The organism is Bradymonas sediminis (assembly GCF_003258315.1).
GTDB lineage: Bacteria > Myxococcota_A > Bradymonadia > Bradymonadales > Bradymonadaceae > Bradymonas > Bradymonas sediminis.
On the sequence record NZ_CP030032.1, the window covers coordinates 3017646 to 3039865 of the forward strand.

Genomic DNA, 22220 nt, shown 5'->3' on the forward strand with positions numbered 1-22220 from the left:
CCCAATTTACGATTTGGATCTGCGATGTATGAGATGATCCCGACGGGATTTAAGACCCAGAAGCGTCTTTTTATAGGCGCTATCTTGGCCGCATTTTACCTGAGCGCGACGCCTGTCTACGCCCAGGAATCCGCGCGTAACGAGGCACAAAAAACCGCTGAACTCCTCAAGGAATACACCCTTGAGACCGGCCAGCCCCAATCCATGGCCGAGCTACTCGCCGTGGCTCGCGCGCACTCGCCCGACTGGCAGGCCGCCAAGATGCGCGTGACCCGGGGCGATGCGGCCATCGCCGGCGCGGCCCCGTTTCAGCCCTATAACCCCGAGGTCGACGGCAGCTTAGGGCTTAGTCTCAACGAGGCGGAAGTCTCGAAATTTGAGATTATGCTCAGCCAGCGGGTCGATATTTTCGGACAACGCGCCAGGCTCATCGAAGCTGCGCGCCTCAAGAAGAAGGCGCTGCAGGCGGCCGAGAACCGGGTCGCGCTGCAGGCAACCCAACGGGTGCGGCGCGACTTCGAGCTTGGCCTTATCGGCCGCGAGCGCCTGCGGGTCGAACACGAGATCCTCGCCTTTACCCAGGAACTCTTCGACATCGCCAAGCGCCGCTACGAGGCCGGCGAGGAGCCGCGCGCGTCGCTCGTGATCGCGCAGGCCGAGCTCGCCCGCGCCCGCCAGGAGCTCGTCGCGGTTTGGGTCGATTATCGAAACGCCCTGCATACCCTCGCCGAAAATATCGGCTGGCAAGGCGACACGCCGCCGCAGCCCACCGGCGAGCTCGAAGCACGCGAGCCGCTGCCCGATAACGCGCGGCTGCTTGAGCAGGCCTTTGCCCAGGACCTCGAACTCGTCGCCCTCAATTTGGAGCTCGACGCTGCCCGCGCCGAGCTCGCCGCCGCGGAGCGCAGCGCCTGGCCCGACCCGCGCTTTGGCATCGGCTATGAGCGCGAAACCCGCGGCGCGATGCCCGCCGAGAACACCCTTCACTTCGCGATCGGCGTGCCAATCCCGCTGTGGAACCTGAACCAGGGCGAGGTCGCCGAAGCCCACGCAAAGATCAATATCGCGCGCCAGGCGGTCGAAAACCGCAAGCGCAACCTCAGGAATCAACTCCTTAAGCACGCCGACCGCGTTCGCGGCGCGCATAAGCAGGTTGAACTCTTCGAAGAAGAAGTCCTGCCCGCGCTCACCGCCCAACTCGAGATGCTCCAGGCCGGCTTTGAGCTCGGCGATATCAGCATGCTGGACGTCATGAACGCCCGCGACCGACTCCTCGCCGTCCAGCGACAATCGCTCGACGTGCGCGAAGAATACCTGCTCGCCGACAGCCAATTGCGAGAATTGCTCGGCCTCACGCCGAACGCCAATACCGGAGAAACCCCATGAAAATCAACAAGATCGCACACCTATATATGCGCGTTATTTCCTTCCTATTATTCTTGGCGATCGCCACCGCCGGTTGCGATTCGAAGTCCGACCCGGCCGCGACCAGCGCCTCTGCCCTGGCCACCCGCCCCGCCACCGCGGACCCGCAGGATTGGTGCGCCGAGCACGCGCTCCCCGAGTCGATGTGCACCAAATGCCATCCCGAACTCGTCGACGGCTATAAAGAAGCCGGCGACTGGTGCGACGAGCACGGGTTCCCCGAATCCGTCTGCCCTCAATGCCATCCGATGCAAGCACCGCAGACCGGCGCCACAGCCCACAGCGCCGACAACGGCGAGTGGTGCGCCGGACACGGCCTCCCCGAATCCCATTGCACCAAATGCCACCCCGAGCTCATCCCCAAATTCAAGGAAGCCGGCGATTGGTGTGACGAGCACGGATTCCCCGAGTCCGCCTGCCCCGTCTGCAACCCGATGACCCCGCCGGGCGCCAAGACCGCCACAGCCCACAGCTCCGATAACGGCGAGTGGTGCGCCGGGCACGGCCTCCCCGAATCCCATTGCACCAAATGCCACCCCGAGCTCATCCCCAAATTCAAGGAAGCCGGCGATTGGTGCGACGAGCACGGATTCCCTGAGTCCGCCTGCCCCGTCTGCAACCCGATGACCCCGCCCGGCGGCGTCGCGCCCATCGAGGGCGTTGAGCCCGGGACGAAGATCATCTTCCGCCAGGATGACCACGAGAAGGCGGTCGGCATCGAAGTTGTCGCCGCGCGCCAGGCCAGCGTCGGTATGGGCATCACAGCCCCGGCGCGCATCGAGTTCAACCAGAATCACCTGGCCGACGTGCGCGCCCCGGTGCCAGGCATCGTGCACGATGTGCGCGTCGATTTCGGCGAGACGATCGAAAAAGGTGCGCCCCTCTTCGTGCTTGAGAGCGCGCAAGTAGGCGGAACACAAGCGAAAATTCAGGCCGCGAATCAAGAGATCGCGACCGCCCGCGCCAACCTGGAGCGCCAGGAAAAACTGCGCGAAACCGGCCTCGCCGCCGAGCGCCAGGTCGAACTCGCCCGCCGCGATCTGCAGGCCGCCCAGTCGAACCTCGGCTCGCTCAATAACGCCCTTCGCCTGGCCGGCGCCTCCGGCGCGGCCCGAAGTGGCCGATATACCCTGCGCGCGCCGATCTCCGGCACCATCATCGCCCGCCCGGGCGTGGTCGGCGCCTTCGCCACCGAGGAGACCTCGCTGGCGACCGTCGCCGACACCTCAAGCATGTGGGCGATGATCGACGTCGCCGAGCGCGACGGCTTCGCCCTTAAGACCGGTCAATCCGTCACGGTGACCATCCCCGGGGCAACCGACGCAAAATTCCCCGGAAAGATCACCTGGATCTCGCCGGCGGTGAACCCCAGAACCCGCACCATCACGGTGCGCGCCGAGGTCAAAAACCCCGACGCCAGCCTGCGCGCCAATCAATTCGCGACCGCCGAAATCGGCATCGCCCCGGACGCATCCGGCGTGGTCGTGCCGCGCAGCGCCGTGCAGCGCCTGGGCGGCGGCACGGTCGTCTTCGTGCGCCTTAGCCAGGGGCAATACGAGCCGCGCGTGGTCGAAGTTGACCGCAGCGACGGCGACCTCGTTCAGGTCCGTGGCACCGTTACGCCAGGCGAACCCGTGGTCACCACAGGCGCGTATATTCTAAAAACCGAACTCAGCCGAGACAGCATCGGCGCGGGTTGCTGCGAAGTCCCGGGGGAATAATCTATGCTTACAAAACTCATCGATCTATCGCTTCGCCACCGAATCGCCGTGCTGCTTATCACCGGCCTGTTCGTGTTGGCCGGGCTGATGTCTTTTCGCGAACTTCCCTTTGACGCTTACCCCGACACCACCCCGGTGCAGGTCACGGTGAACGCCGTCGCGCCCGCGCTAAGCCCCCTCGAGATCGAGGGGCAGCTCACCTTCCCCATGGAGCAAGCCATCGGCGGGCTGCCGGGCTTAAAAGAGGTGCGCTCCGTCTCGAAATTCGGCTTCTCCCAGATCACCGTCGTCTTCGATGACGCCACCGATATTTACCTGGGCCGCCAGGTGGTCATGGAGCGCCTGCAGACCGTCGAGCTGCCGGCCGGCGCCTCGAAACCGTCGCTGGGTCCGGTCTCCACCGGCCTCGGCGAGGTCTTCCAATACGCCGTCACCAGCGAGACGCGCTCGGCGCGCGAGCTTCGCACGCTGCACGAGTGGGTCGTTCGCCCGCAGATGCTCAGCGTGCCCGGCGTCGCCGAGATCAACACCTGGGGCGGCTATAAAAAGCAATTCCACGTCGTCATCGACCTGGAGCGACTGCTTAAATACGATATCAGCCTCGACGAGGTGGAGTGGGCGCTGCGGCGCAATAACTCCAACGTCGGCGGCGGCATGGTCACCAGCGGCGGCGAGAGCCAGTTGCTCCAGGGCGTCGGCCTGGCCGGCGGGTTGGAGGACCTTGAGAAGATCGTCGTCGCCGCCATCGACGGCGTGCCGATCCGCCTGGGCGATATCGCCAAGATCGAGCTCGGCCACGAAATCCGCCGCGGCGCGGCGACCGCCGGCGGCCAGGGCGAAGTCGTCCTGGGCCTGGGCTTTATGCTGATGGGCGAGAATAGTCACGAGGTCACCCGAGCCCTTGAGGAGCGCCTGGCCGAAGCCCAGAAGAGCCTGCCCGATGACGTGACCCTAGAGCCCTATTATAGCCGCAGCGACCTGGTCGACACGGTGCTCGAGACGGTTCAAACCAACCTGCTCGAAGGCGCGCTCCTGGTCATCGCAATCCTCTTTATGCTGCTCGGAAACCTGCGCGCGGGCCTGATCGTGGCCGCCGCGATCCCGCTGTCGATGCTCTTCGCGTTTAATATGATGCTGCAATTTGGCATCGCCGGCAGCCTGATGAGCCTGGGCGCGATCGACTTCGGTCTGGTCGTCGACAGCTCGGTCATCATGGTCGAGAACGCCGAGCGACGCCTGGCCGAAGACCACACCCGAAGCATCCGCGAGGTCGTGCGTGACGCCGCGGTCGAGGTTCGAAAGCCGACCCTCTTTGGCGAGCTGATTATCGCGGTCGTATATTTCCCGATCCTCGCGCTCGACGGCGTCGCCGGAAAACTCTTTCGCCCGATGGCGCTCACCGTCATCTTCGCCCTGCTGGGCTCGATGATCATCTCGATGACCCTGATGCCGGTGCTGGCGAGCTTCGCGCTCAAGCGGCGCCTGCGCAGCAAAGACAAGCCCGACGCGCATCACGGCGATGTCTGGCTGGTCCGCGGTCTCAAAAAAATCTACAGCCCCGTGCTCGGTTGGGCGCTCGGAAACCGCAAGATCGTCCTGCTGCTGACGGGGGCAATCCTGTTTAACGCGGTCATCATCGCCACCGGGCTCGCGACCCAATTCGTGCCGCGCCTGCGCGAGACATCGATCGTCATCAACACCGTGCGCCTGGCCGGCGTGTCGCTGGACGAATCGGTGCGCTACGGCACCCAGCTCGAGCAAAAATTGCTCGACGGCTTCACCGACGAGATCGACAAGATCTGGACGCGCACCGGCACCGCCGAGGTCGCCACTGACCCGATGGGCCTGGAGCTCTCGGACGTGTTCATCACCCTGCACCCGCGCGACCAGTGGACCCGCGCGCGCACCCACGACGAGCTGGTCAAAGAGATGCAGGCCGAGCTCGACGGCCTCCCGGGCATGCGCACCATCTTCACCCAACCCATCGAGATGCGCGTCAACGAGATGCTCGCCGGGATTCGCGCCGACGTCGGCGTAAAACTCTACGGCGATGACTTCGACGTGCTCAGCGAAAAAGCCGGCGAGATTCAGACACTTATCGAAGCGCTGCCGGGGGCGACCGACGTCACCACCGAGCAAATCACCGGGCTTCCGGTGTTGCGCATCGAGGTCGACCGCGACGCCATCGCGCGCCACGGCATGTCGACCGGCGAGGTGCTGCGCTATGTCGAGCTTTTGGGCACCTCGAAGGTCGGCGAAATCCGCGAGGATCAGCGCCGCTTCGACCTGGTGATGCGCCTGCCCACGAGCTACCGCGAGCACCCGGAGCGCCTCGGTGAGATCACCATCAGCGCCCCCACCGGCCAGCGCATCCCGCTCAAGCAACTCGCCAAAATCGAGGTCGTCGACTCCCCGGCGACTATTAATCGTGAGTGGAGCAAGCGCCGTGTGCTCGTGCAGGCCAATGTCAGCGACGGCGATATCGGCAGTTTTGTGCAGAGCGTGCGCGAGGCCATCGACGCCAATGTCGAGCTCCCGGCGGGCTATTATGTCGACTTCGGCGGCGAATACGAGAATATGCAGCAGGCTCAAAAACGCCTGCTCATCGTCATTCCCATCGCGCTGCTGCTGATCTTTACCCTGCTCTATATCACCTACGGGCGCATGCTCGACGCGCTGCGCGTGTTCACCGGCGTGCCGTTCGCGGCGGTCGGCGGCATCATGGCGCTGTGGCTTCGCGATATGCCCTTTAGCATCTCGGCGGGCGTCGGGTTTATCGCGCTGTCGGGCATCGCGGTGCTCGGTGATATGGTGCTCGTCTCCCACGTGCGCGACCTGCTCCACCAGGGCATCGCCCCGCTCGACGCAATCCGTCGGGGCGCGATGAACCGCATGCGCCCGGTCATTATGACCGGCATGGTCGCCGCGATCGGGTTTATCCCGATGGCGCTCAACACCGGCGTGGGCGCCGAAGTGCAACGCCCCCTGGCGACGGTGGTCATCGGCGGCATCTTCACCTCAACCCTGGCCACGCTCATCGTGATGCCGGTGCTCTACGCGGTCTTTGGCACCGGGCAGGACGCCGATTGAGTTGGCTCGGGGCCAGCGTCGAGGACGCTCGACGCTGGCCCCTTTTGATACACGCGCGTCGACTTGCACCTGCCAGGTCCAGCGAGTACCACTAGGGCATTGTTCCTCTCAATGGAGCACCTGAACGCTCCGGTGGACATTGTCTACTTACTCGATTTTATTGCGTGTATTAAAGAGCAATCCATGACCTCCCCGCTTCGATCATGCATCCTCCTGCTCGTCATGTTCAGCTTCTTAGGCGCCTCATTTGGCTGCGCCACGAGCGCCGCGAAACCCGCCTCAACGCCCGCCGAAGCGCCCCGCACGGAGCAACGCGACGCGCTCGAGCCCGCCCTGGCGATCTTTGAGCGCTACGCGTCTTATATGCCCGATGACACGGCGCTGATCGTGCTGGTGCGCACTGATTTAGCCGCGCGTTTCGCCGAGGAGACCTTCTATTCCCCCGACGAAGCGGTGTCACAAAAGCGCCTCGACGCGACGCGCGCCGACTTTCAGAGGCTCCTGCTGACCCGCCTGGGCATCGACCCGCTCTCCGCCGATTTCGTCATGGTTGTCTCCAGCCCCGAGCATGACTTTCTGATCCTCGACGGTGAGATCACGACCGAATTCGGCACCCAAAAATCCATTGAATCCCAGGGGTATCAAGCCCGCTATATAAACGAAGATCCCGAGATGCCCGACGACGGCTTCTGGGTCGCCGCATTGCCCGAGGACGACGCGGTGGCGGTTTTTGACACCCCAGCGAGCTTCGAGGCCTTCGCCAAAAACGCGACCACCGCGTCCTCGGGGCTCCACAATAGTGCGCTTGCCCCGCTATACCGCGAGCTCTTTTCAAATACCAAAACCGCCCCCTTTAGCGGGGCGATCCTATTCGACGCCGCGAGCAAAGAGGAGTTCGCCAGCGAGCACTCCGTCACCCTCCCCGATGCCCTCGCCTTTCATCTCGGCAAGGAACTCCGGGTCGAGTTGCGCGGCGACGAACAGACGCTTAAGGGCGTGCATGAGTCGGTCGAGAAACTTCGCCAGGAAGCACGAGAGACGGCCGCCGAAAGCTACCACAGTCGCTGCAATGACGAGCCTTTTGAGGCTTCGGTGTCCATCTCGGCCTACCATCTACTGCGGCACTATGACGACCAGCTCATCGTGACTCCCCCCGCCGAGTCACTCGTCTACGAGCTCCCGCTGCCGCGCCATTTTCTGGCGTTCACCATCGCGACATCGGGCATTGCGGGCGCTGTATTCTTCAACCATCTTGATCGTTTATCAGAGGATGCAGAGCAGGCACTATTGGACCAGCATCGCGCGGAAGAGCCCACCGGCGAGGAGCCCCCGCCCACCGGCGAATCAAGCGACGGCGCGCCTGCGGATGCCGACCAACCCTAGATTGCGGCGCAGGTCGCTCAACCAAATCAATCGCATTCACCGATGACCGGGACCCCAACCCAAATGTATTCTCCTCACCAAATATCGCTCGCATTATTGCTTATTTTAGGCCTGGGTGGCGCGCCATTCGGCTGCTCGAGCGCCCCGACCACTGCCGACCCGACGCTCCAAGCGCCCGCCCCTCAGAAGCCGGCCTCAGCCGCGGATATTTTCGCCCAATACCTGCCCTATATGCCGGCCGACACGGCCTCGGTGGCGATCTTTCGCACCCAGATGCTCTCGGAGCTGATGCAGGATGTCTTCGCCACAAAGCAGCAGGAAGGCGAAAAAGAGCATCTTCTAGCGATGCGCGAAGACTTTCGCAGCCTGCTGTTGGACACGCTGGGGGTCGACCCGCTCTCTGCAGATTCAGTCGTCGCGGTCATCAGCCCGAGCGCGCAATTTATCATCCTTGAGCGCACCGAACTCGCGGACCTGGGCGACGCAGACACAACCGATGCGCATGGAATGCGCGCGTATTATATCGCCGCCAACCCGGCCGAGCCGGACGCCGGCTTTGGCGCGTGGGTCGCGCCGTTTCCGCAGACTGAGACCGTCGCTGTTTTCGCCGACAAACACAGCTTTGAAGCGGCCGCGGCCGCCTACGCCAACACCGCCGACGGCCTGGCCGGCACGCCCAACGCCGACGCGCTCGCTGAACTGCTCTCGGCCCCCAAGATCTCGGTTATCACCGGCGCGGTCTTTATCAGCGACGCCATGAAGCTAGAATTCCAGGAGGACTACGGCTTCGCCCCGCCCGAGGCGGTTGCGTTCCATATCGACCGGGAGATACGCGTTGATTTTCGTGGAGATGAGACCAGCCTCGACGGGATTAAGTTCTATATCGAGGTCTTTCGCAGCGCGTATCTTGCCGAGATCGAGCGCCAATACCAAATCAAGATGACAAGCGAACTCGAGCAAGCTGCGGGCGCCATCTTGGCCTATCACCTCAGTTATAGCTTGGACGATAGCATCGTCATCACCCGCGGCCCGAGCAGCCTCACCCTCGAAGCCCACCTGCCACTGAGCGCCTCAAGCTTCGGGGTACTCAGCGGGTTCGGCATCCCGCTAATCTACGAATATATCCAGGAGTCGCCCACCGCCGAAGCCCCGGCGCATGAGCCCGGGACGACCTTCTAATGTCTACCCGGCGCCCGAGAGGCCCCGATGAAATCGGCGAGTCCCGCGAGGATCTTCGCCCACAACCCGCTGTGGATGGGAATGCATAGAATCGACGATTGAGCCTGCACCAGCATGTATTCAAACCGCGCCTAATATTATAAGGTGGCGTTTCTGACCAAAGGAGCAATGATCGCATTTACTTAATTCTATTGCGAAGGCGGTATCATGGACTCTGATAATAATAACAAACTCGACGTCGATTATAGCGTGCGCAAGCAGCGGGGAAACAAATCATGCCTGGTCACCGCGCTGTTCATCAGCTTCGGGGGCATCGTGCTGATCGGTATTCTGGCGGCGATCGCAATCCCTGCCTTTCAAAAATACCTCGCGCGCTCCAAGGCCGCCGAGGCCCCGCTGGTCGTGGGTAAACTCCAATTCCAGGCCATCCATTATTTTGAAACGTCGAGCGCCGACGGCGCGTGTCAATTCCCGCCCTCGGCGAACCCGGTGCCCGAAGGCCAGGAATGCTGCGAAAACGTCGGCCCGAGCGGCGGCGAAGAATGGACACCGCCGGCGCAAACCTGGCGCCAGGAGGGATGGAAGGCGCTCGGCTTTGAGAAAAACGAGCCGAGCTATTTCGCCTACCAGACGATCAACAAAAAGACCGACGAGGGCAATGATCTGATGGAGCTTCGCGCCTTCGCCGACTTCCAACCTGGCGGCCCGCGCCACACCTACTCGGTCACCATCGAGGGTCACAAAAACGACCAGGGCGAATGCGTCGCCAACGCCCAGGCGCCCGTGGTCTCCAACGATTTGGAGTAAGGGATCTTCCGGCGCTCCCCCGCCGGTCCCGCGCAACCGACCCTGCCGGCCATTTAAGACCGGCGGGTTAAAAAAATGCTCTTGGACAAGCCGCGTCAACGATTGGGGAGCCCCCCAAAATTTAAATATCTCTTGAACGAGCCCGCTATGTATTGCTCAAAAATGTCTCGCGCCATGCTGATCGCCTTTTTCTGCCTGCTCGGTGCACCGCTGGGCTGTGCGAGCAACGCCGCCCAGCCCGACCAGCCGGCTGCGACCTCACAGGTTCAGCCCCTGGAGCCCGCCGCCGATATCTTCGCCCGCTACGCAGCCTATATGCCGGAGGACACCGCGGCGGTTGCCATCGTGCGCACCGAGAAGGCCTCCTCGCTCATGCAACAGCTCTTTTATTCGCCCGATCCCGAGAAAGGACAAAAGCACCTCGACGCGATGCGCGCCGACTTTGGCGAATTGCTCTTGGACAACTTTGGCCTCGACCCGCTCTCTGCCGATGTTGGCATCGTCGTCTTAAGCCCAAGCGTCCAATTCATCATCTTGGACGGCGAGATTCACAGCGACTTTAAGAGCCAAAAGACGGTGCGCTCGAACGGCCTCACCGCCCACTACGTCGAGACGACCGAGGAGTTCGCGGGCGCCGGCGTATGGGTTTCGCGGCTTCCGGACACACCCGGCCTGGCCGTATTTGCGGACTCGGCGACCTTTGAGCGGGTCGCCTCCACGTCGGAGCCCCTGGCGAAGTCGGCCAAAGGAGAGCTCCTTGGCGACCTTTTAACGAATAGCCCAACCTCCGCCATCGCGGGCGTGGTCGCGCTCCAGGGACCCCTTGGGCAAGCGCTCGCGGGACAGCTTCCCTTCCCGCTGCCCGACGCGCTCTCATTTCAGATTGACGCTCAGCTCCGCGTTGAACTTCGCGGTGACGCCGCCACAATTGAGGCGGTGGGTGATTTCGTCGAAGACTTCCGCCAAACGAACCTGACGACGATAACTCGGGCCTACCAGGACCGGGCGCAGCGGAGCCTGCCCGAATCCACCTTCATCACCCTCTCCTATCACTTGACTCAGCACCTGAACGATAATCTTGTCATCACGGGCACAGCCACGAGCCTGGAACTCGAGAGTCCCCTGCCCTTGGGCCTCGTGGGCGTCACTTCGATCGGGGCAATCAGCTCGGTCGCGATCCCCGGATTTCTACGCTACATCAAGAATTCAAAAGCGGCCGAAGCCCAGAGCGTCCTAAACACCCTTCAACGACGCGTCACGCAATATTACGAAGAGCATAGCGCCGACGGCACCTGCACATTGCCGCCCGCTGCCAACCCCGTTCCGGCGGACGTCCCATGCTGTGATGGCGTCGGACCAAGCAATGGTGAGAAGTGGACGGCGCCAGCCGGAACCTGGGAGCAGGAGGGCTGGAAAGCGATCTCATTCTCGCTGGAAGATCCCACCTATTTCGCCTACCAAATGCTGCGACGCACGCCCCCGGGCGGCCCGGAACTCTTGACGCTGCTCGCCTTCGCTGACTTCGTGCCCGGCGGCCCGCGCCACACCCTCTCGCTCACCTTAATAAGCCGCAAAGATGACGCCGGCCAATGCACCCTTATCGCCCAGCCGGCGGTCGTCGTTCACGAGTATGAGTAACTCGCACAACAACAGCACCTGCCCTCCGTAGCCTCGGCCCCAGCGCCAGGCTCCCGCTGAGCGCCCCAAGCTTTTTGGGTCGCTCAGCGCGCCATCGCCCCCTTGGTGATCCTCAACAAATTCGAATAGAGAACCCTAAATAAGACTATTAGACTCCACAATAAAAGGGTTATATACTCGGTTAAAGATGGGGTCTAAATCACATTATTAGCCTCACCTAATTCACCCAGGGCACGATCTTCGAGATGCCGCATAATTTTCGCGATAAAATACGCCATCAACAATGCGCTACCGGCCTTGTCAACGCATCTGATATTGAGTAACGAGCATGGCGACTGAATGAGCGCTCATTGGGAATGAAACCCCAATAGCAGGTGTTCCTTGAGCCCAATCGATTGACTGAAGGTAAATCCATGAAAGATGATTATATTGAAGACCTCGACGCCGGCACCCACCACGATCTAAATGAGCTCTCCGAGCTCGACGCGACCGGCGGTCAGGGCGTTAATATCTGGGTCATCATGGCCGGATTGGCCGTGCTGGCGGTCCTGGCAGGCTTTATGATCACCGACGGTTTTGAGGCCGAGACCTATTTCTATGACGTCGACCAGGCGGTCGCGCAGGGAGAGGATCTCATCGGCCAAACCGTGCGGATTAAGGGACAGGTCGAGGCCGGCACCGTCGAAGGCAATGACGGCGAGTTGGGCCGCACCTTCCGCATCGCCGAGAAAGGCGAGTCGATCTGGGTGACCTATAACGGCGTGTTGCCCGACACCTTCGAGGAAGGTGTCGAGGTCGTAGCCCAGGGCAAGGTCAACAAAGACTATAAATTGGTCGCCGACGAAGTCCTGGTGAAATGCCCGAGTCGCTACGAAGGTGGCCCCTCGTCGCACCCGGACGATATCCCGATTAGCCCGCAAGCGTCGCGCTGAGCGACGCGCGCACGCGCCACGCCCACCGACTTAAACTCCGCTGTTCAAGCTGAAATCCCTCCAACATAGATGCTCCGATGAATACAATTGGAAGCTTTGCGATTCACCTCGCCCTTTATATCTCCCTGGTTGGCACCGCGCTCGCGTTTGTTGCGGGGCGTACGGGTTCCAAACGCTTCCTTCACGCCAGTCGATTCGCGGCCTTTAGCACCTTCGGGTCAGTGGCCGTGGCCGCGTCGATCCTGATGCACGCGCTGATCACCCACGACTTCAGCCTCGAATATGTCGTGTCGAATACCGACACCCATATGCCGCTATTCTACCTCATCGGCGCGTTCTGGGGCGGCCAGGCCGGTAGCCTCCTATTCTGGATCTCCATCGTCACCCTCTTCACGGCGCTGTGTCTGTGGACGTATCGGGACTCCTACCAGGAGTTTATGCCCTGGGTGACCATGGTTTGCCTTGCCCTAACCGCCGGCCTGCTGATCATCTTGGCCTTCGGTTCCAACCCCTTTGAGGGCTACGAGGTCATCAACCACCCGCTCGACGGCCACGGGCTCAACCCGATCTTGCAGAGCCCAAAGATGGTGATTCATCCGCCCTCTTTGCTCACCGGGCTGGCCTCGATGACCATCCCCTTCGCGTTCGCCATCGCCGCGCTCATCGTCGGCAGCACCGACGCCGAATGGGTCAAAGCCGCGCGCTCCTGGATTCTGGTGCCGTGGCTGTTTCTGACCGTAGGTAATATCCTCGGCGGCATGTGGGCATACGAAGAGCTGGGTTGGGGCGGCTACTGGGCCTGGGACCCGGTCGAGAACGCCTCCTTTATGCCCTGGCTTCTGTCCACCGCGCTCATCCATTCGTTGATGATTCAGGAGCGCCGCGGCATGCTCAAGCGCTGGAATATCGGCCTGATGCTCGGCACCTTTATCCTCACCCTTTTCGGCACCTATATCACCCGAAGCGGGCTTATCGAGTCGGTGCACACCTTCGCGCAGAGCGCCATCGGTGACTATTTCTTATACCTCCTGCTGACCGTTATCGCCGTGAGCGTGGGCCTATTTGCCCTGCGCTGGAAGAGCCTGAAGAGCACGCGCCGCCTGGACAGCGTGGCCAGCCGCGAGGCCACCTTCATGCTCAATAACTGGCTGTTCTGCGCCATGACGGGCGTCGTCTTCTTCGGCACCCTCTGGCCCAAGCTCAAGGAAGGGCTGACCGGCCAGGAAGTCTCGATCACCGCCCCCTGGTTCGACAAATGGATGGTCCCGCTGGGCATCATCCTGGTCTTTTTGATGGGCATCGGCACGCTCATCGCGTGGCGCAAGGCGAGCTGGTCGCATTTCCGACGCGACTTCATCGGCCCGGTCCTCACGTTTATGTTCGGGACCCCCGCGCTCATCGCAGCCTATTGGTTCGTGCGCGGCAAGGACCTGGGCGTCATCCCCTCGGGGCTGACCTCCTTCTACGCCATCATGATGGTCGCCGGCTGCGTCTTCGTCACCGCCACCATCGTCCAGGAGTTCTACCGCGGCATCCAGGCGCGCCGAAAGAATAACGATGAGTCGGTGTTCAGCGCCCTGGTGATGCTCTTCAAAAAGCAGCGCCGTCGCTACGGCGGCTATATCGTCCATATGGGCATGATCTTCGCGTTCATCGCCTTCTCGGGCAACGCGCTCAAGGTCGAGAAAGACGTCGCGCTGACCATCGGCGAGTCGGTCCACGTGGGCGATGTTTCGCTGACGTTCCGCGGACTCTCCGAAGAGAACCCTCCCGGACAAAAGCTGATCCTCGCCAATATCGACGTGTACCGTGACGGTGTCTTCCAATACCAGATGCACCCCGGCAAAGCGCAATTCGGCGAGCAGACGATGATGACCAGTGAGATCGACATCAAGTCGACCCCGCTCGAAGACGTCTATGTCGCCTTCGTCAACGCCTCGGCCAACGGCCAATCCGCCACCTTCAAGGTCTTCATCGGCCCGTTCACCTGGTGGTATTGGTTCGGCATGGTCGTGATGATGCTCGGCGCATTTATCTGCCTGTGGCCCACCCGCGAAGCCGTGGCGACGCTCGGTCGCTCGCCGCTCGGATTCGGCCGCTACGTGGCCATGGGAATCCTGGTCGCGGTCATCTTCATGCCGCTCGCTGTCTGGCAGATTGAGTCGAGCAGCGACTGGGGCTCCGCGGCACGCTGGCAGAAAGCCGGCCTCATCGACCCCGAAGCTTCGGTGACCCCGCAGCTCGCGCCGCCCACTAACGACCGCCCCGCTTCCATCGAACCCGCTGCCATCGAGAAGTCATCATGACACCGATTCTCGTCCTTATTGCTATCGTCTTCACCCTGGTGATGCTCTACCAGACGGTGAGACCCTTTTTACGCTCGCAGCAGGAGCGCGTGCGCTTCGAGGTGCTCGACGATGACCTGCGCCGCGTCGGCGAACTCGCCGCGCGCAAGGCCGGCTTGTTGGAGTCCCTGCGTGAGCTCGAATTCGACTATAGTACCGGCAAATTGACCGACGAAGACTTCGCGGCCGCCAAATCACGCTATGAGCGCGCCGCGCTCAAGACCATGCGCGCGCTCGACGAGCTTCACGGCGGCCGCGGCTGGGAAGCCGTGGTCGACAAAGAGCTCAGCAAGCACATCACCGTCGCTCGCCAGCAAGAGCAGACTGCCCAACATCAGGAAGTCGCGCCCAAGCAGCCTGCGCCCCTGGCCGAGGCCCTCATCGAGTGCCACGAATGCGGCAAAGAACTCGAGGCCGACGCCCGCTTCTGCAGCAAATGCGGCACCACGGTCGAGCAGGCATCCACGGCCGATTCCGACGAACGAAAAAACTCGAGCACGCTTTCTAATTCCGGCTCCGAAGTGACGATATGATCTCCAAGCGATCCGCCATGTCCAAAGTATCTCTGCGCCCCAACACCCTCGCGAAGGTCGCGATAGTCCTGCCAATTCTTTGCGCATTCTTGTTGCCAAGCGTCGCTCAGGCCCAGGACGCGCCGGCCAAGGCGCAGCCGGCCGACGCGGCAACGGCGGCCCCAGCGGCTGAGGACGCCGCCGCAGAGCAAGCAGCGCCCAAAGCGGTCGACTCATTTTCGGTCAGCGTCCAGCTCAACGCCGCGACCAACGTCGCCGACCAGGCGGTGATTCTGCTCGCCGCGCGTCCCAAAGGCCCGCACGAGCCCAAGGACCCGACGCCGCAGCATCAATGGACCGCGACCACCAACGCCCAGGGCCTGGCGACCTTTGCGAATATCCCGTTGACGGTCGCGACCTCCGGTCTTCGGCTGCACGCGACCACCTTCCAGAACGGTCATCTCTACAAGAGCCCCGCGGTCACCCCGGCCCCGGGAATCAAGCTCAATATCGGCATCTATGAGCAGGGGCATACGCTCGATGGCGTGGTGATCAAAGATGTTCAGACCATCGCCCATGTCTGGGAGAACCATATCTTCTTCCAGCAATTCTATCTGGTGAGCACCGAGGGCGATAAGCTCATCGACACCGCCCAACTCGCCGGCGCACGCTTCGAGAACGGCATGCCCATCCGCCTGCCGATCAAGGCGACCGGCATCCAGGTCGAATCACCGGGCGAGACCCGCGTGGTCAACTCCATCGTCAATTGGAAGGGTGTTCTGAAACCCGGTGAGAACGTCCCGGTCAGCGTGGCGTTTTCGATCCCGGCCGACCACACGACCTTCACCTACGAGCAGGAATTCGATTACCCGGTGCGCAGCGCGAAGATCTTGCTGCCGCTTGAGCCGACCAGCCCGCAGGTAAAAATCGCCTATTTCGACACCGTCTCCCTGGCCGCCCCCGGCTTCAAGGTCGACGCCGTCGAAGGCGGCCTCAACGGACAGAACCAGGGCAAATTCCTGGTCGCCGACAATGGCACCTTCGAGAAAGACGGCGTCATGGCATTCCAGCTCACCGGCCTGCCCTTCGACGAGCCCACCGGCGCCTGGTTGGCCCTTATCCTGGGCGTCGCGGGTATCATCGTTGCCCTGATTTACTCCCGCCAGGAGCAGCGCCATATCGACAAAACGCGCACCTCCGCCGGCGTGGCTGAGATGTTGCGCGGCGAGCAAAAAGAGCTGCTCGATGAGCTCGCAGCCCTCGAGCAAGACTACGAAGACGGCGAAGTCGGCGACCTCGAATACGAGCGCGAATCGCTACTTTTGCGCGGACGCATCGCCCTGGTGATGCGCAAAATCGCCGAGATCGAAGAGGCGATGGCATCCCCCGAAGCCCCTAACGTCGCCGCATGAGCGAGATCCGCCTCGAATCAGTCTCCCGCATCTACGGGCGCTCATTCGCGCTGCACCGGGTCTCGCTGCGCCTTCGCCCCGGTGCCCTGACCGCGGTCGTGGGCGATAACGGCGCGGGAAAATCAAGCCTGCTCAATATCCTCGCCACCCTCGATAAACCCTCCGACGGCGAGGTCTACTTCGGCGAGCATACCTGGGCGACCTACGCCAAAAAGGGTCGCCATAAGATCGGCTGGGTCAGCCACGATTCCCTCATCTACGCCGAACTCACAGGCCGCGAGAACCTCGAGTTTTTCGCGTCCATGTACGGCCTCGATAACCCCGGCGAACTGAGCAAAACATGGCTTGAGCGCGTCGGCCTGACCGACGCCGCCGACCGCCTCTCCAGCACCTACTCACGCGGCATGAAGCAACGCCTCACCCTGGCCCGCGCCCTGCTCCACAAGCCCAGCATCCTGCTGCTCGACGAGCCCATGACCGGCCTCGACCAGGCCGGCCGCACCCAGATGACCGCCCTCTTCCGCCAATTATGCGCCGAAGGCTGCCTGCTCGTGCTGGTCACCCACAACCTCAGCATGCTCCAGGACCTCGCCGACCACCTCGTCGTCCTGCGCCGCGGCAAGCTCGTCCACGACGCCCCGCTTGGCCCCGAGGATGACATCCTCGACATCTACCGCCAACACGCCTGAGCGAGGCCCTACGCACTCGCCTCGACACTCCTTGCCTGCTCGCTTTCGCCGCTTCGCGGCGACAAGAGCAGGATGCTCTTGCTCCCGGGGGGGGTACGCTTAAAACACTTCGCACGTGGCTGCTTGCTCGCTTTCGCCGCGGCGCCCCACCATCCGGTGGCAGGTCATCTTGACCTGCCTGAGTACACGCAAAAATATCGACACTGCTCGCTTTCGCCGCTTCGCGCCGACAAGAGCAGGATGCTCTTGCTCCCGGGGGGGTACGCTTAAAGCAGCACTTTGCACGTGGCTGCTTGCTCGCTTTCGCCGCGGCGCCCCACCATCCGGTGGCAGGTCATCTTGACCTGCCTGAGTATACGCAAAAATATCGACACTCCTTGCCTGCTCGCTTTCGCCGCTTCGCGCCGACAAGAGCAGGATGCTCTTGCTCCCGGGGGGGTACGCTTAAAACACTTCGCACGTGGCTGCTTGCTCGCTTTCGCCGCGGCGCCCCACCATCCGGTGGCAGGTCATCTTGACCTGCCTGAGTATACGCAAAAATATCGACACTCCTTGCCTGCTCGCTTTCGCCGCTTCGCGCCGACAAGAGCAGGATGCTCTTGCTCCCGGGGGGGTACGCTTAAAGCAGCACTTTGCACGTGGCTGCTTGCTCGCTTTCGCCGCGGCGCCCCACCATCCGGTGGCAGGTCATCTTGACCTGCCTGAGTATACGCAAAAATATCGACACTCCTTGCCTGCTCGCTTTCGCCGCTTCGCGCCGACAAGAGCAGGATGCTCTTGCTCCCGGGGGGGTACGCTTAAAACACTTCGCACGTGGCTGCTTGCTCGCTTTCGCCGCGGCGCCCCACCATCCGGTGGCAGGTCATCTTGACCTGCCTGAGTATACGCAAAAATATCGACACTCCTTGCCTGCTCGCTTTCGCCGCTTCGCGCCGACAAGAGCAGGATGCTCTTGCTCCCGGGGGGGTACGCTTAAAGCAGCACTTTGCACGTGGCTGCTTGCTCGCTTTCGCCGCGGCGCCCCACCATCCGGTGGCAGGTCATCTTGACCTGCCTGAGTACACGCAAAAATATCGACACTCCTTGCCTGCTCGCTTTCGCCGCTTCGCGCCGACAAGAGCAGGATGCTCTTGCTCCGGGTGGTGCGCTTAAAACACTTCGCACGTGGCTGCTTGCTCGCTTTCGCCGCGGCGCCCCACCATCCGGTGGCAGGTCATCTTGACCTGCCTGAGTATACGCAAAAATATCGACACTCCTTGCCTGCTCGCTTTCGCCGCTTCGCGCCGACAAGAGCAGGATGCTCTTGCTCCCGGGGGGGTACGCTTAAAGCAGCACTTTGCACGTGGCTGCTTGCTCGCTTTCGCCGCGGCGCCCCACCATCCGGTGGCAGGTCATCTTGACCTGCCTGAGTATACGCAAAAATATCGACACTCCTTGCCTGCTCGCTTTCGCCGCTTCGCGCCGACAAGAGCAGGATGCTCTTGCTCCCGGGGGGGTACGCTTAAAGCAGCACTTTGCACGTGGCTGCTTGCTCGCTTTCGCCGCGGCGCCCCACCATCCGGTGGCAGGTCATCTTGACCTGCCTGAGTACACGCAAAAATATCGACACTCCTTGCCTGCTCGCTTTCGCCGCTTCGCGCCGACAAGAGCAGGATGCTCTTGCTCCGGGTGGTGCGCTTAAAACACTTCGCACGTGGCTGCTTGCTCGCTTTCGCCGCGGCGCCCCACCATCCGGTGGCAGGTCATCTTGACCTGCCTGAGTACACGCAAAAATATCGACGCTCCTTGCCTGCTCGCTTTCGCCGCGGCGCGCCGACAAGAGCAGGATGCTCTTGCTCCGGGTGGTGCGCTTAAAACACTTTGCACGTGGCTGCTTGCTCGCTTTCGCCGCGGCGCGCCGACAAGAGCAGGATGCTCTTGCTCCGGGTGGTGCGCTTAAAGCACTTCTCACGTGGCTGCTTGCTCCGGGTGAGTGTGCGCGTCGACCTGCGTGATTAGCGACGCAGCGCCCGCGCCAACATCACCGCCGCATGCTCCGACTCCTTCGAAACTCCGTCGCGTATCTGATGGCGACACGACGTTCCCGTCGCGCAGATCGCCGCGTCCTCATCCGCCTCTCGCAGTAGCGGGAAAAGCGTCAACTCACCGATCTGCATCGACAGATCGTAGTGATTGGCCTCGTAGCCGAAGGAGCCGGCCATGCCGCAGCAACCTGTCTTAAGCGTCTCGATCTCATAGCCCGCGATCTTCAGGGCCGCCTCGGTCGGCGCCGTACCCACGAGCGCCTTCTGGTGACAATGGCCGTGCAAGAGCACCGGCTTAAGCGGCGCCGACGTCCAGATATCCTTGAACTCTCCGACCTCGTTTTGCTCGGCCACAAACTCCTCAAACAGCCGGGCGCGCTCGCCGCACTCGACCGCCACGGGACGCCACTCGGGGGCGCACAGGTCGATGGATTCGTCGCGAAAGGTCAGGATCGAGCTGGGCTCCAGGCCGACGATCTTTCGCTCCGGGTATTTCTCAAAGAGCGGCTTGAACGTGCGCAAATTTCGCTCAGTAAGCTCGCGCGCGGCGCGCACCAGACCCTTCGATAGTAGCGTACGCCCGTCGTCGTGCACCGGGAGTTGCTCGACTCGGTAGCCACCCGCCTCCAGCACCCGCACCGCCGCCATGCCGATCTCAGGCTCATTATACTCGCTAAACGGGTCCACATAGAGCCAGACGACCTTGTCTCCGGTCGCGGACGACGCCTTCTGGTGCGCCTTAAACATCTGCGAAAAGGTCTTATGCGCAAATTGCGGGAGGTCGCGCTCGGGCGAAATATTGAAGAGCTTAAGCAGCAGCCAGCGAACGATGGCGAGCTTGACGATGAAGTTGGCGAGGCGCGGCGTCCAGGAGGCAGGGATCGCGGCCTGGCGATAATGCCCGAAGAAGCGCGAGGACAGCGGCACGCCGTTATGATCGTAATAATGCTGAGTGAACTCGGCCTTGAGCCGCGCCATATCGACATTTGCCGGGCACTCCGATTTGCAGGCCTTGCACGACAGACACAGGTCGAGCGCCTCGTGCAACTCCTCGCTCTTAAAAGCGTCGGCCGGGTTCGGGCTATAGAGCGCCTGACGGAACACATTGGAGCGCCCGCGCGTGCTATCCTTCTCGTTGAGCGTGGCCATATAGCTCGGGCACATCGTGCCGCCGGCCTCGGCGCGCTTTCGGCACACGCCGGCGCCGTTGCACTTCTCGACCGCGCGCACCAGCCCCCCATCGGCGCTCCAATCATAATAGGCGTCCACCTCGGGCGTCGGTTCTCCGGGGACGACGCGCCAATCCTGAAGCATCGGCGCGGGGTCGACGATCTTCTTGGGGTTCAAGATATTCTGCGGGTCGAACGCGTCTTTGACCTCGGCGTGTAGCGCCATGATCTCGGGCCCGTAAAAACGCTCGAGCAAAGGCGCGCGCAGCCGCCCGTCGCCGTGCTCGCCGCTGATCGCGCCGCCGTATTTCTTCACCAGATCCGCGACGTCCTCGGCGATTTCCTTAAACTTCTGGGCGTCCCCGGCATCCTTGAGATTAAGCTGCGGGCGAAGATGCAATTCGCCGACCGAGGCGTGCGCATAATAGACGCATTCATTGCCGTGGCGGTCCATAATCGCGCGAAACTCATCGATATAGTCGGGTAGCACGTCGAGGGCGACCGCGGTGTCTTCAACGACAGTCACGGGCTTTGTGTCCCCCGGCGTCCCCATCAGCAGGCCGAGCCCGGCCTTTCGAAGCGCCCACACGCTCTTGTCCTTGGGCGCCCGCACGATCGGGTAGGAATAGCCAAACCCCCGCTGCTTAAACGCCTCGATAAGCTCGCCAGCCTTTCGCTCCAACTCGGCGTCCTCATCTGCGTAAAACTCCACCACCAGGATCGCCTCGGGGTCCCCTTCGACGAAGAAACGATGCCGCTGCTGCTCAAGGTTATGCTTGGTCAGCTCAAGGATCGGCCGGTCCATCAACTCGACGGCCGCCGGGCGATGCGCGACCGCGAGGATCGTCGCCTCCAGCGAGGCGCGGATGGTCTCGAAGTGCACGCAAACCAGGATGTTCTTCTTGGGTTTTGGCACCAAATTGAGCTTCACCTCGGTGGTGATCGCCAGGGTCCCCTCGGTCCCGCAGAGGAACTCCGCCAGCGAAAACGCCCGGGACTCGCCGCCCATAAGGGGCTGATTTCCATAGGGTTTACTGGCCTCGATCACGTCCAGGGGATAACCAGTATTTCGGCGCCGCACCTCGGGGCGCGGATATCTCTCGCGGATAAGCGCGGCGTTCTCGCGCACCGCAGTGTCCAGGGCGCGAAGCCCCGCCCCCATGCGCCCCTGGTCTGTGAGCTTCTCGGCCAATTCGGCCTCGGACCAGGGCGTGATCGACTCGAAATTTCCGTCCGAGAAGACCACGCCCATCTCCAAAAGATGCGCGCGGGTCTGGCCGAAATAGATGGAGTGGGAGCCGCAGGAATTATTGCCGACCATCCCGCCGATCATGCAGCGGTTCGAGGTCGAGGTGTCCGGGCCGAAGAACAGCTCGTGGGGTGCCAGAAAACGGTTAAGGTCGTCCAGGATCACCCCGGGCTGCACCCGCACCCAACGCTCTTCGACGTTAAGCTCGATGATCTGGTTCATATAGCGCCCCAGGTCCACGACCAGCCCCGGCCCGACGCATTGCCCGGCCAAGGAGGTCCCCGCGCCGCGCGGGATCAGGCTGATCTTCATGCGCTCCGCGAAGCGAACCAACGCCTGCACGTCGCTCGTCGTGCGCGGATAGGCCACCCCAAGCGGCTCCTCCTGGTAGACCGATGCGTCCTGGGAAAACAGCATCCGATGCATGCGATCGAGGTGCACCTCGCCGTCCATATTTTGAACTAAGGCGTCGATTTCAGCGGGATTTACTTCGGCTATGGATGACATATTTCTTCCAGATAACGCACCGTTTATCTCGGCGATTTATGCGCGAGATAATGACGATAAAAAGGCCCACACTGGATGAACCAGCGTGGGCCTGATGCTCTTCCCGCGCCGAGGCGCGGGATTTATTCGTTCGCTAAT

General features: G+C 62.2%; 13 protein-coding genes. 12 read left to right on the forward strand and 1 reads right to left on the reverse strand.

Annotated features, from left to right (window positions below; genetic code table 11):
• The first annotated feature begins 24 nt into the window (after nucleotides 1–24).
• The 12 genes from DN745_RS11380 (at nucleotide 25) to ccmA (ending at nucleotide 17133) form a co-directional block, all read left to right on the forward strand.
• Nucleotides 25–1386 carry a TolC family protein gene (locus DN745_RS11380; RefSeq protein ID WP_111334936.1) on the forward strand — a complete coding sequence of 454 codons (1362 nt, stop codon included), beginning with the start codon at nucleotides 25–27 and terminating at the stop codon, nucleotides 1384–1386.
• Entirely contained in the window at nucleotides 1383–3146 is a 1764-nt protein-coding gene (locus DN745_RS11385) for an efflux RND transporter periplasmic adaptor subunit (RefSeq protein WP_162687622.1), read from the forward strand. The genes DN745_RS11380 and DN745_RS11385 overlap by 4 nt, the downstream gene beginning before the upstream one ends.
• Before the next feature lie 3 nt (nucleotides 3147–3149).
• On the forward strand, nucleotides 3150–6236 hold the full coding sequence (locus DN745_RS11390) for an efflux RND transporter permease subunit (protein WP_111334938.1): 3087 nt from the start codon (nucleotides 3150–3152) through the stop codon (nucleotides 6234–6236).
• A 183-nt stretch (nucleotides 6237–6419) separates the two neighbouring features.
• Nucleotides 6420–7619 carry a hypothetical protein gene (locus tag DN745_RS11395; protein ID WP_133622171.1) on the forward strand — a complete coding sequence of 400 codons (1200 nt, stop codon included), beginning with the start codon at nucleotides 6420–6422 and terminating at the stop codon, nucleotides 7617–7619.
• A 63-nt stretch (nucleotides 7620–7682) separates the two neighbouring features.
• Entirely contained in the window at nucleotides 7683–8798 is a 1116-nt protein-coding gene (locus tag DN745_RS11400) for a hypothetical protein (protein WP_133622172.1), read from the forward strand.
• A 207-nt stretch (nucleotides 8799–9005) separates the two neighbouring features.
• Nucleotides 9006–9605, forward strand: a complete 600-nt coding sequence (locus tag DN745_RS11405) for a pilin (protein WP_111334944.1) — start codon at nucleotides 9006–9008, stop codon at nucleotides 9603–9605.
• A gap of 147 nt (nucleotides 9606–9752) precedes the next feature.
• Nucleotides 9753–11243: a type IV pilin protein gene (locus tag DN745_RS11410; RefSeq protein ID WP_111334946.1), complete on the forward strand. Its 1491-nt coding sequence runs from the start codon at nucleotides 9753–9755 to the stop codon at nucleotides 11241–11243.
• A gap of 413 nt (nucleotides 11244–11656) precedes the next feature.
• A complete protein-coding gene (locus DN745_RS11415; RefSeq protein WP_111334962.1) occupies nucleotides 11657–12175 on the forward strand; it encodes a cytochrome c maturation protein CcmE in 519 nt (172 codons plus the stop codon).
• Between the two features lie 77 nt (nucleotides 12176–12252).
• Nucleotides 12253–14481: a heme lyase CcmF/NrfE family subunit gene (locus DN745_RS11420; protein WP_111334964.1), complete on the forward strand. Its 2229-nt coding sequence runs from the start codon at nucleotides 12253–12255 to the stop codon at nucleotides 14479–14481.
• Complete coding sequence (locus tag DN745_RS11425; RefSeq protein WP_111334966.1) at nucleotides 14478–15053, forward strand: zinc ribbon domain-containing protein; 576 nt, start codon at nucleotides 14478–14480, stop codon at nucleotides 15051–15053. The genes DN745_RS11420 and DN745_RS11425 overlap by 4 nt, the downstream gene beginning before the upstream one ends.
• Nucleotides 15054–15070: 17 nt before the next feature.
• The gene (locus DN745_RS11430) at nucleotides 15071–16444 is read left to right on the forward strand and encodes a hypothetical protein (RefSeq protein WP_133622173.1); all 1374 of its coding nucleotides are present in this window, start codon (nucleotides 15071–15073) and stop codon (nucleotides 16442–16444) included.
• Nucleotides 16441–17133 carry a heme ABC exporter ATP-binding protein CcmA gene (gene ccmA / locus DN745_RS11435; protein WP_111334970.1) on the forward strand — a complete coding sequence of 231 codons (693 nt, stop codon included), beginning with the start codon at nucleotides 16441–16443 and terminating at the stop codon, nucleotides 17131–17133. The genes DN745_RS11430 and ccmA overlap by 4 nt, the downstream gene beginning before the upstream one ends.
• A gap of 1994 nt (nucleotides 17134–19127) precedes the next feature.
• On the opposite strand, the gene DN745_RS11440 is transcribed toward ccmA, so the two are convergent.
• Nucleotides 19128–22082: an FAD-binding and (Fe-S)-binding domain-containing protein gene (locus DN745_RS11440; protein ID WP_111334972.1), complete on the reverse strand. Its 2955-nt coding sequence runs from the start codon at nucleotides 22080–22082 to the stop codon at nucleotides 19128–19130.
• Between the last annotated feature and the right edge of the window lie 138 nt (nucleotides 22083–22220).